The 16,869-nt window shown below is 53.0% G+C and carries 12 protein-coding genes and 1 tRNA gene; 5 read left to right on the top strand and 8 right to left on the bottom strand.

Going from position 1 to position 16,869, the window contains the following annotated elements:
- Positions 1-39: 39 nt before the first annotated feature.
- From prmC to rho, 3 genes are read right to left on the bottom strand one after another with little or no spacing between them, the layout of a single operon-like run.
- Entirely contained in the window at positions 40-858 is an 819-nt protein-coding gene (prmC, locus tag CIP100161_RS05015) for a peptide chain release factor N(5)-glutamine methyltransferase (RefSeq protein ID WP_155872412.1), read from the bottom strand.
- A gap of 4 nt (positions 859-862) precedes the next feature.
- Positions 863-1,933, bottom strand: coding sequence for a peptide chain release factor 1 (gene prfA, locus CIP100161_RS05010; protein ID WP_155872410.1), 1,071 nt, complete (start codon positions 1,931-1,933; stop codon positions 863-865).
- Positions 1,933-3,975: a transcription termination factor Rho gene (gene rho, locus CIP100161_RS05005; protein ID WP_155872408.1), complete on the bottom strand. Its 2,043-nt coding sequence runs from the start codon at positions 3,973-3,975 to the stop codon at positions 1,933-1,935. The genes prfA and rho overlap by 1 nt, the downstream gene beginning before the upstream one ends.
- A 361-nt stretch (positions 3,976-4,336) precedes the next feature.
- Between rho and CIP100161_RS05000 the strand changes: the two genes are divergently transcribed.
- Positions 4,337-6,076: a long-chain fatty-acid--CoA ligase gene (locus tag CIP100161_RS05000; RefSeq protein WP_155872406.1), complete on the top strand. Its 1,740-nt coding sequence runs from the start codon at positions 4,337-4,339 to the stop codon at positions 6,074-6,076.
- Between the two features lie 60 nt (positions 6,077-6,136).
- Here the strand turns inward: CIP100161_RS05000 and thrB are convergent, their stop codons facing one another.
- The 5 genes from thrB to CIP100161_RS04975 all read right to left on the bottom strand — a co-directional run bounded on the left by thrB (position 6,137) and on the right by CIP100161_RS04975 (position 13,273).
- A complete protein-coding gene (gene thrB, locus CIP100161_RS04995) occupies positions 6,137-7,063 on the bottom strand; it encodes a homoserine kinase (RefSeq protein WP_155872404.1) in 927 nt (308 codons plus the stop codon).
- Between the two features lie 4 nt (positions 7,064-7,067).
- Positions 7,068-8,414, bottom strand: coding sequence for a homoserine dehydrogenase (locus tag CIP100161_RS04990; protein WP_155872402.1), 1,347 nt, complete (start codon positions 8,412-8,414; stop codon positions 7,068-7,070).
- 205 nt (positions 8,415-8,619) lie between these two features.
- Positions 8,620-9,948 carry a diaminopimelate decarboxylase gene (gene lysA, locus CIP100161_RS04985; protein WP_155872400.1) on the bottom strand — a complete coding sequence of 443 codons (1,329 nt, stop codon included), beginning with the start codon at positions 9,946-9,948 and terminating at the stop codon, positions 8,620-8,622.
- A gap of 2 nt (positions 9,949-9,950) precedes the next feature.
- Positions 9,951-11,603 (bottom strand): arginine--tRNA ligase, encoded by a 1,653-nt coding sequence (argS, locus tag CIP100161_RS04980; RefSeq protein ID WP_155872398.1) that lies wholly within the window; start codon positions 11,601-11,603, stop codon positions 9,951-9,953.
- An 11-nt stretch (positions 11,604-11,614) separates the two neighbouring features.
- The gene (locus tag CIP100161_RS04975; RefSeq protein WP_155872396.1) at positions 11,615-13,273 is read right to left on the bottom strand and encodes an L-lactate permease; all 1,659 of its coding nucleotides are present in this window, start codon (positions 13,271-13,273) and stop codon (positions 11,615-11,617) included.
- Between the two features lie 437 nt (positions 13,274-13,710).
- On the opposite strand from CIP100161_RS04975, the gene CIP100161_RS04970 reads away from it, so the two are divergent.
- From CIP100161_RS04970 to CIP100161_RS04955, 4 genes are all read left to right on the top strand, one after another.
- The gene (locus CIP100161_RS04970) at positions 13,711-14,496 is read left to right on the top strand and encodes a (Fe-S)-binding protein (protein ID WP_155872394.1); all 786 of its coding nucleotides are present in this window, start codon (positions 13,711-13,713) and stop codon (positions 14,494-14,496) included.
- Positions 14,493-16,037: a LutB/LldF family L-lactate oxidation iron-sulfur protein gene (locus tag CIP100161_RS04965; protein ID WP_014310310.1), complete on the top strand. Its 1,545-nt coding sequence runs from the start codon at positions 14,493-14,495 to the stop codon at positions 16,035-16,037. The genes CIP100161_RS04970 and CIP100161_RS04965 overlap by 4 nt, the downstream gene beginning before the upstream one ends.
- A gap of 1 nt (position 16,038) precedes the next feature.
- On the top strand, positions 16,039-16,668 hold the full coding sequence (locus tag CIP100161_RS04960; protein ID WP_155872393.1) for a LutC/YkgG family protein: 630 nt from the start codon (positions 16,039-16,041) through the stop codon (positions 16,666-16,668).
- A gap of 118 nt (positions 16,669-16,786) precedes the next feature.
- A tRNA-Arg gene (locus tag CIP100161_RS04955) sits at positions 16,787-16,859 on the top strand.
- The last annotated feature ends 10 nt before the right edge of the window (positions 16,860-16,869 follow it).

Genomic DNA, 16,869 nt, shown 5'->3' with positions numbered 1-16,869 from the left:
CATCGCTTCAAAACACAAAGATGCATTTGAAGCCACTTCTTAGGGAATCTTACTCGCAATCACAAACCTACTGCGGCCAGTGAGGTCCTTCAGTGGTTCAATGTTGCTAAATCCACCATGATCCTTGAGCGCCTGTTGCGTTTGCTCAGACGTAGAATCATCATGCTCAATGCCTACCAGTCCACCAGGCGCCAACAGCCGGTGAATCACTGGGATCATGGCATCAGTAGTGTCCATACCCGAATCACCAGAAAACACCGCCATACTGGGGTCTTGGTACACTTCGGGCTCTAAATCATTACTTAATGGTACATAGGGCGGATTACTCACGAGGAGATCTACCGATCCACTAAGATGGTCTAAAATCTCTGGATCCGTGACGTCACCTTGAACAAGATGAACTCGGTCCGGAAGATTTCTACGCGCATACGTCATAGCGGCATCGGAAAGCTCGACCGCCCACACCGAACTGTTCGGGCGTTCGTGTGCGATATAAGCTGCTAGAGCCCCAGATCCAGTGCATAAATCAACAACGGTGTCGTCTGATTTTATGTGTCGCACTGCCCAATCCGCAAGTACCTCGGTTTCTGGACGAGGGATAAATACTCCCTGCCCCACTGTCAGTTCCAGCGGGCCGAACCAAGCAACCCCAAGAATATGTTGGAGAGGCTCGCGGTTTTTCCTACGCTCAATCCAGCCCCAGAAGTTTTCTGGAACCTCGCTATCTCCTTTTAGGAATAGATCCATGGGCTGGCAGTTCATCAAATGTGCCGCAATGAGGTGGGCGTCGTTACGCGGCGAGGCCACCCCTACCTCAGCAAGGATGGCCTCCGCCTTGTGCAGTGCCTGAGCTAGCACGCGACTACTCCGCCTCGAGCCTCTCGGCGCGCTCAGCTGCCTGCAATGCAGAGAAGAGATCATCAAGGTCACCGTTGAGTACGGAGTCAAGGTTGTTTGCCTTGTATCCAATGCGGTGATCCGAAATGCGGTTCTCTGGCCAGTTGTAGGTACGGATTCGTTCCGATCGGTCCATCGTCCGAATCTGAGCCGCACGGCCTTCAGCTGCCTCTGCTTCCGCCTGTTCTTCTGCCATAGCTTGGAGACGAGCAGCCAGAACCTGCATAGCACGAGCCTTGTTCTGGATCTGTGAACGTTCCTTTTGGCAGGTCACAACCAGACCCGTTGGAAGGTGTGTAATACGCACAGCGGAGTCTGTGGTATTCACGCCCTGCCCACCTTTACCCGAGGAGCGGTAGACGTCGACACGCAAATCCTTGTCGTCGATTTCTACCTCTGCAACCTCGTCGGGTTCAGGGTATACAAGCACACCGGCTGCCGAAGTTTGGATACGTCCTTGTGATTCTGTGACAGGCACACGCTGAACGCGGTGGACACCACCTTCGAACTTGAACACGCTCCATGCGCCGTCACGAGACGGTGTCTTCGAACGAATCGACAACGTCATGTCCTTGACACCGCCGAGATCAGATTCAGACAAACCAAGAACCTCGACAGTGAAGCCGTGCTTTTCGGCATAACGCTGGTACATACGCACGAGCTCACCTGCGAAAAGTGCAGCTTCTTCGCCACCGGCACCGGCTTTGACTTCCATCACGATGTCGTCGCCATCGTGGGGGTCACGAGGCGCTAGCAAATCAGCAAGCTGTTCTTCCAAGGAGACAATCTCCTCAGCAAGACGCTCGGCCTCAGCGGCGAACTCTTTATCCTCGTAGGCCATTTCTTCAGCTGCCTCGTGGTCATCACGAGCTTGCACCAACTTGTTGTTTACGTTGATGATGGGCTGCAACTCCGAATAACGCTTGGATAGCTTACGGAATAGTGTTTGGTCACCCATCGTCTCCGGATCGGCCATTTGGGCTTCAATGCCCTGGTATTCAGAGACGATGTCGTCAACTGCAGAAACCTGAGCCATTAGTCCTCCTCAGCATCCGCAGCCATAGGCGCAGAACTTGCAACCTGCATCAAGAATTCACCATTGGACTTGGTCTTCTTGAGCTGCTTGATCAGCAGATCAATAGCCTGCTGGTTATCAAGAGCAGACAGCATACGACGCAGTTTGTGCATGATGCGAGCCTCTTCCGGAGCCAGCAGCAATTCGTCCTTACGGGTACCCGATGGATTGACGTCTACAGCTGGGAATACGCGACGCTCCGAGATCTTACGATCCAGCTTCAGCTCAGCGTTGCCGGTTCCCTTGAACTCCTCGAAGATCACGGTGTCGCCGGCGGATCCGGTTTCTACCATGGCAGTTGCGATGATCGTCAGCGATCCACCGTTTTCGATGTTGCGGGCAGCACCGAGGAAACGCTTCGGTGGGTACAACGCGTTGGAGTCCACACCACCGGAAAGAATGCGGCCAGATGCAGGCGAGCTGTTGTTGTAGGCACGACCCAAACGAGTAATGGAATCCAAAAGGACCACCACGTCTTGTCCCTGCTCAACGAGGCGCTTAGCACGCTCGATAGCAAGCTCAGCCACAGCGGTGTGCTCGCTTGGCGGACGGTCGAAGGTCGACGCGATAACTTCGCCCTTCACAGAGCGCTGCATGTCGGTCACTTCTTCCGGACGCTCATCAACCAGTACGACCATGAGGTAGCACTCTGGGTTGTTGGTGGCAATAGCGTTAGCAATGTTCTGCAAGATCGTGGTCTTACCAGCTTTAGGAGGCGACACGATCAAAGCACGCTGGCCCTTACCAATTGGCATGATCAAATCGATCACGCGGGTGGTCAGAACCTTAGGCTCAGTTTCCAGACGCAAGCGCTGGTTCGGGTACAGCGGCGTGAGCTTAGCAAACTCGGGGCGTGCCTTCGCTTCTTCTACCGTCATGCCGTTAACGGAATCAACGCGAACCAATGGGTTGTACTTCTGGCGGTTACGACCACGGTTATGACCACCATGGTTGTTCTCGCCATTCATGCGGACCTGGCCCACGATAGCGTCACCGGAACGCAGTCCCAGACGACGAATCATTTGGTTGTTCACATAGACATCGGCTGCACCGGCGTGGTAGCCGGAGGTACGCACGAACGCAACGTTGTTGTCCACGATGTCCAAGATGCCTGCAACGTTTTGCAAGACTTCATCTTCACGTGGCTCGTTGTTGTTTTCCCGATTGTCACGGTTATCGTCACGATCACGGCCACGACGGTTACGACGATTGCGGCGGTTACGGTCACCACGCTCATTGCGGTCACCACGGTCCCCACGATCGTTGCGGTTACCGCGACGATTATCTTCACGACCATTGTCGTTGGACTCCGACTTGGCGGATTGATCAGCTTGATCAGAACGATTCTGCTCGTTGTTGTTGTCTGCTGTCTCAGAGGTTTCAGATGTGACGTCGTTGCGAGAGTTCTCATTTTCTGGCTGAGATGCTTCGCTCTCATCTTTAGCACCAGAACGGTTATTGTCACGCTGCTCTCGACGCGCACGGTTACGACGTGCACGACGCGCTGCGGAACGAGACTCATAGTGGTTATTATCTTTGTCCTCAGAAGCCGACTCGGTGGACTGTTCCTCAGAAGACGTGTCAGCCACCTCTGCTACCCGAATCTCAGCGGGTTCCTCCTGCGTGGTTTTCACTGACGTCTTTACTGCACGACGACGGCGTGGCTGACGATCAGTGGAATCAGCTACTGGAGCTTCTTGCTCTTGTGTCGGTGCGACTGCTTCTGCAACTACTGCAGCTGACTCAGAGGCAGCTTCTTGGGCAACGTGCTTAGTTGCACGTCGACGCGCGGGGCGTTCTTTCTTCGGTGCATCTGCTTTGTTCTCGTCTGAGGGGGCCACAGATGTTGCATGTGCGGCAGAAGTACCGTTAATAGCCGCAATTAGATCCCCCTTACGCAGGGCGGAGGTACCTTTAAGGCCCATTTCTGCAGCGATTTTGCGTAGTTCGGGCAAACGCAGAGCAGCGAGATTACGCTGTGCGCCGTTATCTGTATTAGTCACAGATGTCCTTTCATTGCGTGATCAGCAGTCAAGGAGTCACTGGGAATAGTTCAACCAAGACACAACCGCTGACAGCATTCTGTGGAATTGACTGGATTCAAACGGGTTAAACCACCGAAATTTCGGCGAGAATCCGTGGCATACCACGACCAATCACCATGAATATTAGCAATAGCGATGGTGAGGTGTGCCGAGTAGTGAACTTCTGCTGCGAAGAGGCTATACACACTGGCGGCTCGGTAAGAAGTAAACATCGAACCGTGGGCAAGCACAGAAAGTTTCCGTGAAGTTCGTAGCGATTCTAACCCATAAAGTAGGTTTAAGTGAACTTTGGGCCGAAAAGACAACTATGGTGATTATCATGCTCAGCACAATGCAGGACATTCCGCTCAATCTCGCGCGCATTCTCACCTACGGTGCCACCGCACACGCGGATACAAAGATCACCACCTTTGATGGCGAGGTAGCATCAGAGACGACATATGCGGAAATTGCGGCACGAGCTGCGGCTTTCGCCCACGCACTTCACGACGAACTGGGTATCGACAACGACCAGCGAATCGGATCGATAATGTACAACTGCGCGGAACACCTTGAAGTTCTGTTTGCTGTTTCCTGCATGGGCGCAGTTTTTAACCCATTAAATAAACAATTAATGAATGACCAAATTCGGCACATCATTAATCATGCTGAAGATGAAGTCATTGTCGCCGATCAGCGCTTAGCAAAACAGCTTGGCACGATTCTGCATCAAGGCTGCCCAAGCGTGCGTGCTGTCATCTTCATCGGCACCAGCCCCATTACAGACGCAGCCACAGAAATTCCAGACCACATCACGTGTTACTCCTACGAATCGCTTCTCGACGGTCGCAGCACCGTCTACGAATGGCCGCAAGTCGACGAAACCACAGCAGCGGCAATCTGCTACTCCACCGGCACCACAGGAGCCCCCAAAGGCGTGGCATATTCCCATCGTGCGTTGTATCTCCAAGCGCTCAATCTTCGCACGACAGATTCATTGGCAGTCACCCACGGACAGTCCTTCCTATGCTGCGTGCCTATCTATCACATCTTGAGCTGGTGCGTTCCCATCGCAGCGTTTATGTCGGGTACACCGCTTGTTTTCCCCGGTTCCAGCGTTTCTGCCCCATCGCTGGCGCATATCATCGCGACTGCGCACCCTCGCGTTGCTCACGGCGTTCCTACTCTGTGGATTCAGCTCATGGTTCACTACATGCGGCACTCCCCTGAGCGCATGAGCCTGCAAGAAATCTATGTGGGAGGTTCCGCTGTACCAGCAATCTTGATCAAGCTTTGGGAGGAACGCTACGGCGTTGATGTTGTCCACGTGTGGGGCATGACAGAAACGGTTGCTATTGGCACAGTTGCGCGACCACCATCGGGAGTTTCTGGTGAAACCCGACTGAACTATCGCATTAGCCAAGGACGATTCCCCGCCACTTTGGAATATCGAGTAGTCAATGACGGCGAAATCATGAGCTCGACAGACCGTAACCAAGGTGAAATTCAAGTCCGAGGAAATTGGGTCACCGAACGCTATTATCATTCATCGACCGAGGACAATGGCGGTGCCGCGTCAATGTTCCGCAACCACGAAGTCGAAGATGCACCCGAACAGTTCACCGATGATGGTTGGCTTCGCACAGGCGACGTTGGTTCAGTAACTCGCGATGGCTACCTCACAATCCATGACCGCGCACGCGATGTCATCCGCTCAGGCGGCGAATGGATCTACTCCACGATGTTGGAAAATGAGATCATGGCAGCAACAGTGGTCGTGGAGGCGGCAGTCATTGGATACCCAGATCCTAAATGGGGCGAACGGCCGCTGTCCGTGACAGTCTTAGCTGCAGGTGTCGAACCAAACAAAGAAACCGCTGAACGCCTACGTGAGCGGCTTCGCGATACGTTCCCCAACTGGATGCTTCCGGAATACTGGACATTTGTGAAATCAATTGACAAGACGTCCGTTGGCAAGTTCGACAAGATCGATCTACGCCAGCATCTAGCCGATGGCGACTTCGAGATCATTGCACTCAAGGGTCCCGGCAGATCATCACACAACGATTCCGCGGAATAACGACTACCGCCCTCCTAGAGACATGAATAGGAGGGCGGTAGTTAAAATGGCATGGTTTGTCTAAGCATCGACCTTCACAGACACAGCATCTGCTACATCCAAGGACAACACACGCAACCCAGCTTCACGGGCATCATCGAGGACGGACTCATCTACAGGCTCTATGTGCAGCACCATGATGGTTGGTCCTGCACCTGAAAGATAAGCCGCATAGCCACGGTTACGCAGCCGGTTGACCCATTCGGCGGTCACTGGCAATACGTCGGCACGATAAGGCTGATGCAGCCTGTCACGAGTGCCTTCCCACAACAGCTCGGGGTGGTGCTGCAAAGCCACTGTCATGACAGCGCAACGAGAAACGTTAAAGCGTGCATCTAAGTGAGTAACGTCGCTAGGCAATACTCGACGTACTGCCTCAGTTGACGCATGGAAATCAGGAACCAACGCTGTTGCTTTAATTCGGCTGTCCACATTGATCGTTACTGCTTTGAATTGAGCCTCGGTTCGGCCGTCAACAGGAACCTCAGTCCAAGACACAACAGCGTTTCCTAGCACCGAAGCCGCAGCATTGTCTGGATGCCCTTCGAAAGCAGAGGAAATCTGGACTAACTGGGCATTATCAAGCGGGAACCCAGCTAAACCGTTTGCGGCTGCAACACCTGCCACTGCCGCGGCTGCCGACGATCCCAAACCACGCGACTGTGGAATGTTGTTGTGGCAGGACACTTTTAATCCAGGTACCTGCACATCAGCGGCTTTCAACCCTGCGCGGATAGCTTTAACCACAAGGTGTGATCCATCAAGCGGAAGCTCCCCTTGGCCTTCGCCAAAAATTTCAACTTCGAGGCCTTGATCGATAACTTCAACTTTCACAGTGTCATACAGCGACAACGCCAAGCCTAAGGTGTCAAAACCTGGACCTAGGTTTGCGGAAGAAGCCGGAACAGTCACCGTAACTTTTTTACCTACCGGTAATTCGATGGGCATAGGTTTACTCCCCTGCTAGACGAATAACGCTGTTGATCTTTTTCACCGAATCGGAATTCTTAATCTGTTCCACGGTTACCTCAAGCTCGGCTTCCTTCGCAGTATGGGTCACCACGATCAGGCGGGCATGCCCATCTTTTTCAGCCTGACGCACCGTGCGCAACGAAATTCCATGGTTAGAGAAAGTCCTGGCGAGGTCGGCCAAAACACCAACGCGGTCCTCGACCTCCATATCAATATGGAAACGAGTAGGAACCTCACCAAACGGCGCGATTGGAAGATCTGCATAGGTGGATTCTCCTGGGGCACGCCCACCGAAAACCTTATTGCGAGCAGCACCAACGATATCGCCGAGTACCGCAGATGCTGTGGGATTACCACCTGCACCATTACCGTAGAACATAAGGCGTCCGGCAGCTTCTGCCTCAACAAAAATTGCGTTGAAAGACTTGTCTACGCTTGCCAATGGGTGGTTACGGGGCACCAACGTAGGATGTACACGCGCGGATACCTTCTCTACACCATCAACATTGAGTCGCTCGCAGATGGCCAACAACTTGATGGTGTAGCCGGCTTCCTTGGCTGCATTGATGTCGTCTGCGGTGATCTTAGAAATTCCCTCACAGTACACATCGGCGTAAGTTACGCGAGTATGGAACGCCAAAGATGCAAGAATCGCAGCCTTTGACGCTGCGTCGTGGCCTTCAACGTCAGCGGTAGGGTCTGCTTCTGCATAACCGAGACGTGTAGCTTCTGCCAGCATGTCATCGTAGCTTGCACCTGTAGAATCCATCGCGTCCAAGATGAAGTTCGTGGTGCCGTTAACGATGCCGGCCACAGACTGAATCTGGTCACCAGCCAAGGAACGGCGCAGTGGGCCGAGCACTGGGATAGCTGCAGCAACTGCAGCCTCAAAGTAGAGATCTACCCCAGCCTCATCCGCCGCTGCCGCAAGCTCCTCTGAGTGAGCCGCAACCAGTGCCTTATTTGCAGTCACCACAGACTTTCCGCTGTGCAGAGCCTCAAGAATTAACTCACGCGGATAATCGATTCCACCGATGACTTCCACAACTATGTCTACGTCATCACGAGCAATTAGCGAGCGCGCATCGTCTGTCAGTAGTCCAAGTTGGTCGGCAAGAGATCCACGGTGCTTTTCTACGCTCGAGGCAGCAACACCCTTGACCTCAAGTGGTCCTCCGGCGCGATGCTGGAAATCATTATGGTTTTCGGTGAGGAGGCGAAGAACTTGGCTACCAACAGTTCCATAGCCCAAAATTGCAATTCCCACTGGTGATCCTTCACCTTTGCCGGGGTTAAACGTTGCATGATGCTGCGAGTCAAGGTTCATAGCACTCCTCGTAGAGGTTCCTATAGCGGAACAGGTGGGCATTAGGTTTCCCAAATTGTAGCAGCGTTCCGCTTTCCACTTCGGGGTCATGGGCGCGATACTTCTCTTTACCCCCGCTTCACCTGCAATTACAGGAAAAACAGGAACCCCCATTTCACACACAATATATGCATAAAATGGGGGTATTTGGACATTTTATCTCACGTTATGGAACGTCTAACTGCAATAAATCGTCAATAGTTTCCCGTTTCACCATCACGTTTGCTTGCCCGTCAAGCACACTCACAACCGCAGGACGCCCCATCATGTTGTAGCGACTGCTCATAGCAAAGCAATAGGCACCGGTGGCGGCTAATGCCAACAAGTCACCCTTGCGAATATCATCAGGCAACATCGCATCATTGATCAAAATATCTCCGGATTCACAATGCGAGCCCACTACTCGACTCGAAATTGGTGTTCCCGTGATATTTCGGTTAATCACCCGCGCATCGTATTCGGCCTCATAAAGTGCAGGACGGATGTTGTCGCTCATCCCGCCATCTACAGCAAGATAACGACGCGTCTGTCGATCAGTCACATGGACATCTTTGACCGTTCCTACCTCATAAACCGTAACGGTTGAGGGACCAGCAATAGCTCGCCCAGGTTCAACTAGTACTTCCGGCGCACTGATTCCAATTTCATCAGCCGCAGACTGTACTGCTTTGAGCAAATCTTGAGCCACAGCGGCCACGTCCAATGGTGTTTCACCTTCAGTATATGCAATTCCATATCCGCCACCGAGGTCAAGCTGCTCCAAATCCACACCGAGCTCACTGTGAATCCGAGAATACAATTCGAGAACACGCTGGGCGGCTAAACTGAAGCCTTGGGCATCAAAAACCTGTGAGCCCACGTGGCAATGCAAACCAATCAGATACAACGAATCCGATTCAATAGCGCGTGCTGCTGCAGCGTACGCCGAGCCCGACGCCAACGAGAAACCAAACTTCTGGTCTTCGTGACTGGTAGCAATGAACTCATGGGTATGCGCCTCGATACCGGGTTTAACACGCACCATCACTGGCTGCTGAATTCCTGCTGCACCAGCAATTTCTTCTAAACGTTCGAGTTCTACCATCGAGTCGATCACGATGTGACCAACGCGGGCGTCGACAAGCGCTTGCAAAAAGGCACAATCTTTATTGTTACCATGTGCCGTTATGCGTTGCGACGGAAAACCTGCCCGCAGTGCTACCTGGAATTCCCCATGAGAAGCAATATCAAGACTTAGGCCTTCTTCCTCAACCCATCGAGCGATTCGACGTGTAAGAAAAGCTTTGGAAGCGTAATGGACTTTATCCGCGCCGCCAAATGCTGCTGCCATATCACGACACCGGCTACGGAAATCTGCCTCATCAACGACAAAGACAGGGGTTCCGTATTCCTGAGCAATGGACGCCAACGACACACCGGCGACGCTGACATCTCCCCCAGCCTCACGCGCAGCATGACGTGGCCACACGTGGGAAGGCAACGCGTTGAAATCCATGACTACATACGCTCCGGTGCAGAAACGCCAACCAGCCCCAAAGCGTTAGCCAATACTTGGCGCGTAGCGCTTGCCAGGGCCAAACGTGCAGTGTGAATAGGCTCTGCCGACTCACCGGCCTTAGGAAGGATCTGGCAGGAATCGTAGAAACGGTGGAAGGTACCTGCTAGATCTTCAGCAAAGCGGGCAATTCGGTGTGGCTCACGAAGCTCGGCTGCTGCCTTAACCACAGCTGGGAACTCGCCAAGCGTACGGATGAGGTCACCTTCACGCTCATGAGTCAGGAGTGAAAGGTCGGGATCAATTGCGGTCACACCGAGATCAGCCGCCTTACGTGCAATCGAGCACAAACGTGCGTGACCATACTGAACGTAATAGACAGGGTTATCGCTGCTTTGCTGCTCCCACAGCTGCAAGTCAATATCCAAGCTGGAGTCGACCGAGGAACGAATCATCGAGTAGCGAGCACCATCGATTCCGATAGCTTCCACCAGGTCGTCCAAGGTGATAACGGTGCCTGCACGCTTAGACATCCGGACTGCTTTGCCATCACGGACAAGGTTCACCATCTGGCCGATAAGGACCTCAACGTTAGAAGGCTCGTATCCCATCGCAGCTGCCGCTGCACGAAGACGAGAAATATAGCCGTGATGATCCGCACCGAGCATGTAGATGCACAGGTCATGGCCACGGTCGAACTTGTCTGCAACATATGCAATGTCGCCCGCAATGTAAGCAGCATCGCCATCAGACTTGATTACTACACGATCTTTATCATCACCATATTCAGAGGACTTAAGCCACCAAGCACCCTCATTGAAGTACAGGTTGCCGTTATCCTTCAAAGTCTGGATAGCTTTGTCTACGGCACCAGATTCAAACAACGAGTTCTCATGGAAGTACACATCAAAGTCGGTGCCAAATTCATGCAGGGATTCCTTGATGTGTGTGAACATCATCTCTACACCAGTAGCTCGGAACGTCTCATTAAGCTCTGCTTCTGGGAGGTTCAAAACATCTGGATGCTGTGCCATCACGGCATCTGCGATTTCCTTGATGTAGTCTCCGCCGTAACCATCTTCCGGAGTTGGCTCCCCCTTAGCCGAAGCCACCAACGAGTTAGTAAAACGGTCAATCTGGCGACCATGGTCGTTGAAGTAGTACTCACGGGTAACTTCGGCACCAGAAGCCTCAAGCACACGGCCCAATGAGTCGCCCACAGCAGCCCAACGAGTGCCACCTAGGTGAATTGGACCGGTGGGATTCGCGGAAACGAATTCGAGGTTCACACGGCGGCCTTGGTAAAGATCGGAATGACCAAAGGAAGCCCCCGCTTCCAAGATCTTTGCCACGATTTCACCTTGGGCTGCTGCTGCAAGTCGGATATTAATAAAGCCAGGGCCTGCGATCGACGCCTCGTCGATTGCCGTGTTGGCAGCGAGGGAGTCGGCAAGCACCTGGCCTAACTCTCGCGGATTCATCCCAACTTTTTTAGCAATCTGAAGAGCAACGTTGGTTGCATAATCTCCATGCTCTGGGTTGCGTGGGCGCTCCACCACGACAGTTTCAGGGAGCACCGTGGTGTCGAGCTCACGCGCCGACAAAACATCAATTGCTGTTTGTTTAATTAGTTGAGAAAGATCCGCAGGTGTCATGGGTTAGAAGTTTAGCCCACAACCATCCATCCGAGAATTGGGGTTGACTGAAGGTACGCAATGATGCAGATGTAGACCAGAAGTCCGAGGGAGTACTTCCAAGCCTGCGCCATGATCTTGCGTTCGCCATTTTCCATGTTGACAGCGTTGGCGGCAATGGTCAGGGTCTGTGGACTCATCATCTTACCCAAGGTTGCACCAGCAGTATTAGCACCGACCAACAGGGTTGGGCTTACACCCACCTGGGTTGCGGTAGTGGACTGCATTTGTGCAAACAGTGCGTTAGCAGAGGTTGCAGAACCAGTAACCCACGTACCGATCCAGCCCAGCAGTGGCGACAGCAGTGGGAAGATAGTGCCCGTTGCAGCCAAGAATGCACCGATGGAAGCGGTCTGACCTGACAGGTTCATGACGTATGCAAGTCCCATCACGGCAGCAATAGTCAGTGCCGAGTAGCGCATCTTGTATGCACCTTCGGCGAGTTGACTAAATCCTGCTTTAAAGGACATCGGATACTCACCATTGCTGTTCTTTGCAGCCAGAGAGTAGACCAGTACGGTGATCAAGCCACAGAAGAAGAGAATCGTGCCAGGGGTAGACAGCCAGTTGAAATTAAAGATGGTGTTAGGAATTGGCTCACCAGCTTGGTTAACCAAGTGACCGTGAAGTCCAGGCCACTGAACCTTGATATCGGTAGATTTCAGAGCAGCTGGGATATTAACGCCGATCTTCCATAGGCTGGTGATCGAGAAAACAACAACCACAAGCAAGTATGGGAACAAGGCAAGGAATGCTCGATCGCCAGAAAGGTGAATGGTTGATGCATCAATCTCGGAGGCTTGATCTTCTGGAGTCTTTGGCTTCCAAACACGAAGGAACGCAACGCCACAAATGAGGGAAAGCAGGCATGCGACCACATCGGTAAGTACATAGGAGAAATAGTTAGAAGCCAAGAACTGGCCGCCACCGAAGGTGATACCCAACAGTAGTGCCATGGGCCATGTCTGGCGAACACCACGAGTGCCGTCCATGATCAGCGCCAAAATGAACGGGACGATCAAGGCAATGAGGGAAACCTGTCGTCCGGCCATAGCAGCTACCTGCTCACCTGGAATCTGCGTAAGCAGACCACCGGTAGTAACAGGAATACCCATGGCACCGAATGCCACAGGCGCACAGTTAGCAACAAAAGTAACAAGAACTGCCTTCATTGGCTTCAGGCCAATAGCAAGCAACATCGCCGCGACGATCGCAATTGGAGCACCAAATCCAGCAAGCGCCTCCAAAAGACCACCGAACGCGAAGCCGATGAGCATGGCCTGAACGCGCATATCGCCGCGGCCAATCTTGGAGAAAATCGTGCGAAGATCTTCAAAACGGCCCGACTTAACGGTGAGATCGTAAACCCAAACAGCCATCCAGATGATGTACACGATTGGGAATAAACCGAAGGCCACGCCTTCGGTAAAGGAAAGAAATGCGAGATTGGCAGGCATCTTGAAGAGGAAAATACCAACGAGAAGTGCCACGCCCACACTTGAAAGTGCAGCCCAGTGGGCTTTCATCTTGAGGACCATCAAGAATATGAAGAAGCCGATCAACGGCAGGATCGCGCATAGCGCCGAGAGACCGAGGCTACCGCCTACGGCATCTATGACTGGTGTAAACACGAGGCTTAACTCCCATCATCGGGGGGACAAAAAGTTCACTCATTATTGTGCGCTTTTTTAGCTCATAAGTCATATTTAGGGATAATTATGACTTCAACCACAGAGTTTGGGTGGTTAATATAGTTGAAAAATCGCCCCTCCGCCTTGTATTTATCACCACAATTTAGGCACCCATTTAAGCATTGAGCACCCACCCCCTCGGGTGCCATCAGAGGTCGATTGTTACATATCCGCACCCTATGCCCATTTCCGTTCGGAAAATCGGAATTAGAAAACAAAAAAGTTTCGTTAATAACCGCAGGTTAGGGCACGCTTACACACTTTGTTTTTCTGGTTTCATCAGTAAGATTGGTTATGTCCAGTGGCATGTCACGCTTCCGATTCTGTGGAAGTAAAAGAACCAAAGCCACATATCCACAAAGCAAGGAGCAAGTACCGTGAGAGTTGCGCTCTTTTCCACTTGTATCGGCGATGCAATGTTCCCCGATGCATCCAAAGCAACCGCACTTGTGCTTTCACGCCTCGGCTACGAAGTCGTATTCCCTAAGGGACAGACATGCTGCGGCCAGATGCACGTCAACACCGGCTACCAAAAAGAAGCCATTCCGCTCATTAAGAACTACGTGGACGCATTTGCCGACGATTCCATCGACTATGTTGTGGCACCTTCCGGTTCCTGCGTCGGCGCTGTTCGCGAGCAACACGAGCACATCGCAGACCGCTACGGCAACGCTGCATTGAAAGATGGCGCACACATCGCCGCAAAGAAGTCCCTCGATCTGTCAGAATTCTTGATCGATGTTGCAGGCGTTGAAGATGTCGGAGCTTTCTTCCCACACAAGGTCACCTACCACCCTTCCTGCCACGGCCTTCGTTTCATTGGCCTAGGTGACCGCCCATACCGACTGCTGCAAAACGTTGCCGGCATGGAGCTTATCGAGCTTCCAAACAAAGAAGAGTGCTGCGGCTTCGGCGGAACCTTCTCCCTGAAGAACGCAGAAACTTCTGCCGCCATGGTGTCTGATAAGACCCGCAACATTGAGCTGACCGGCGCCGAGTACATCACCGGTGGCGACTCCTCCTGCCTGATGAACATTGCAGGCAATCTGTCCCGCAAGCATGTAGGTATCCGGGCCATCCATATGGCCGAGATTCTTGCCTCCACCAAGGAGCACCCTTGGACCCCAACCACTGCCGCTTACTCCCGAGAGGTCATGCTGTGAGTATTTCACTTGGAACCCCAGCGATGCCGCCACGCGCATCGGAGCGCAGCCAGCTGCGCGGTGACGAGAACTTCGTCCACGCCGCTCACCATGAGCTGTACAATGCAACCCAGCGTCGTAACCTCACCAAGGCAACGACCACCATTCGTACCAAGCGCCTTAACGTCACTGCTGAAATGCCTGACTGGGAAGCAGTTCGTGAAGCAGGTTCTGGTATCAAGCGCGATGTTGGACAGCGCCTCGACGAGTTGCTCGTACAGTTCGAGGAGGCCGTTACCGCCCGCGGTGGCCATGTCCACTGGGCTCGTGACGCAAAGGAAGCCGGCGACATCGTCACCAAGCTGGTAGAAGAAACCGGCGAGAAGAACGTCGTAAAGATCAAGTCCATGGCAACCATGGAAATCGATCTGAACAACCGCCTTCGGGAAGCTGGCATTTCCGCCCGTGAAACCGACTTGGCTGAGCTTATCGTTCAGCTAGGCAAAGACAAGCCATCTCACATTCTGGTTCCGGCAATTCACCGCAACCGCGCTGAGATCCGCGACATCTTCATCCGCGAAATGCCCAACACCGACGACTCCCTTTCTTCTGAGCCTGCAGAGTTGGCAGAAGCATCCCGCTCCTTCCTACGCGAGCAATTCATGAAGGCAAAGGTTGCTATCTCCGGCGCCAACTTTGGTATCGCCGAAACCGGCACCGTAACCATCATGGAGTCTGAAGGCAACGGCCGTATGTGCTTGACTCTTCCTGAGACCCTGATCTCGGTCATGGGTATCGAGAAGATCATCCCAACGTTCCAAGACCTCGAGGTCTTCTTGCAGTTGCTGCCACGTTCCTCCACCGGTGAGCGCCAAGCACCATACGTTTCTACATGGTCCGGCGTTACTGAAGGCGACGGCCCGAAGAACTTCCACATCGTGTTGGTTGATAACGGCCGTACCGCAGTGCTCTCCGACGAGATCGGCCGCGAAGCACTCAAGTGTATTCGTTGCTCTGCATGCCTCAACGTATGCCCAGTCTACGAACGCGCTGGTGGCCACGCTTACGGTTCGACCTACCCAGGTCCTATCGGCGCCATCTTGTCCCCACAGATGACTGGTATCAAGGATAAGCACGATCCAAACGCTTATCTTCCATACGCATCGTCTTTATGTGGCCGCTGTAACGAAGTTTGCCCAGTGAAGATTCCATTTACTGACATCCTTCTCGAGCTGCGTCACAAGAAGATTCAGACCGACGCTCCAAAGATTGAGAAAGCCATGATGGGCGCTATGCAGCTCGCATGGGGCAACTCAACCATGTGGAACATGATCACCCGCATGGTATTCATGGGTCGCATCATGGGCGGTGCAAACGGCAAGATCACCCACCTGCCAAGCTTCTTGGCTGGCTGGACAGACGTTCGCGACACCGCAGTCCCACCAAAGAAGTCCTTCCGCCAGTGGTTCGAAACTGAGGAAGCACAACAGCTGCTTGCCGACGCTCGCCGCGACGGCATCCACCCAAATAATCCAGAAGTTAACCAGAAGAAGGAGAACTGAGATGGATGCCAAAACCGAGATCCTCGAGCGTATCCGTAATGCTAACAAGCTAGCCAAGGCTCCTGAAGGCGCATACCCAGTTGTCCGCGAATACATCACGAACACTGATATGCCACGCGAAGAGCTCAAAGAGCTCCTCGTTGACCGTCTCTTGGATTACAAGGCGCAAGTTGTCGAGTGCACCGACGCTGAGCTGAACGACACCGTGGCTAAGATCCTCAACGATCGCGACGCTAAGGACATTCGCTTCGCACCAGGCCTCGACACCGCACTGTTCGAGAGCTTCAACGGCACTGCTACCCCAGACTCCGCAGACGTTGATCCTCGTACACTTAACGATGTCGATGCAGTCGTAACTGACTCTCACGTGTCGTCTGCACAGACCGGCACCATCTGCTTGGTTTCTAATGAGGTCTGTGGCCGCCGTGCCCTGACTCTTGTACCAGACTGCCACGTGTGCATCGTCCGCATGGACAACGTTGTCTACGGCGTTCCAGAGATGGTTTCCCGCCTAGACCACACCCGTCCTAACACGATGATTTCCGGTCCTTCCGCAACCTCCGACATCGAGCTCAATCGTGTTGAAGGTGTGCACGGTCCACGTACCCTCATCTGCGTAGTCGTCAGCTAAATTCCGTTTTAGGCTGAAATAAACCACGCGGCCCAAAGTCTTTCCTTGCTTGGCTTTGAGCCGCGTCGCTTTTTTCTTTCAAATAGGTTAAAATAAACCCCGCTGCTTAATACAGCCTGTCTCCGTAGCTCAGTGGATAGAGCATTGGTTTCCGGTACCAAAGGTCGCAAGTTCGAATCTTGTCGGGGACACATTTCCAGC

It is taken from the genome of Corynebacterium rouxii (assembly GCF_902702935.1).
In the GTDB taxonomy this organism is placed as follows: Bacteria; Actinomycetota; Actinomycetes; order Mycobacteriales; family Mycobacteriaceae; genus Corynebacterium; species Corynebacterium rouxii.
The sequence above is the reverse complement of the archived record's forward strand: the minus strand, read 5'-3'. Positions and strand labels throughout refer to the sequence as shown.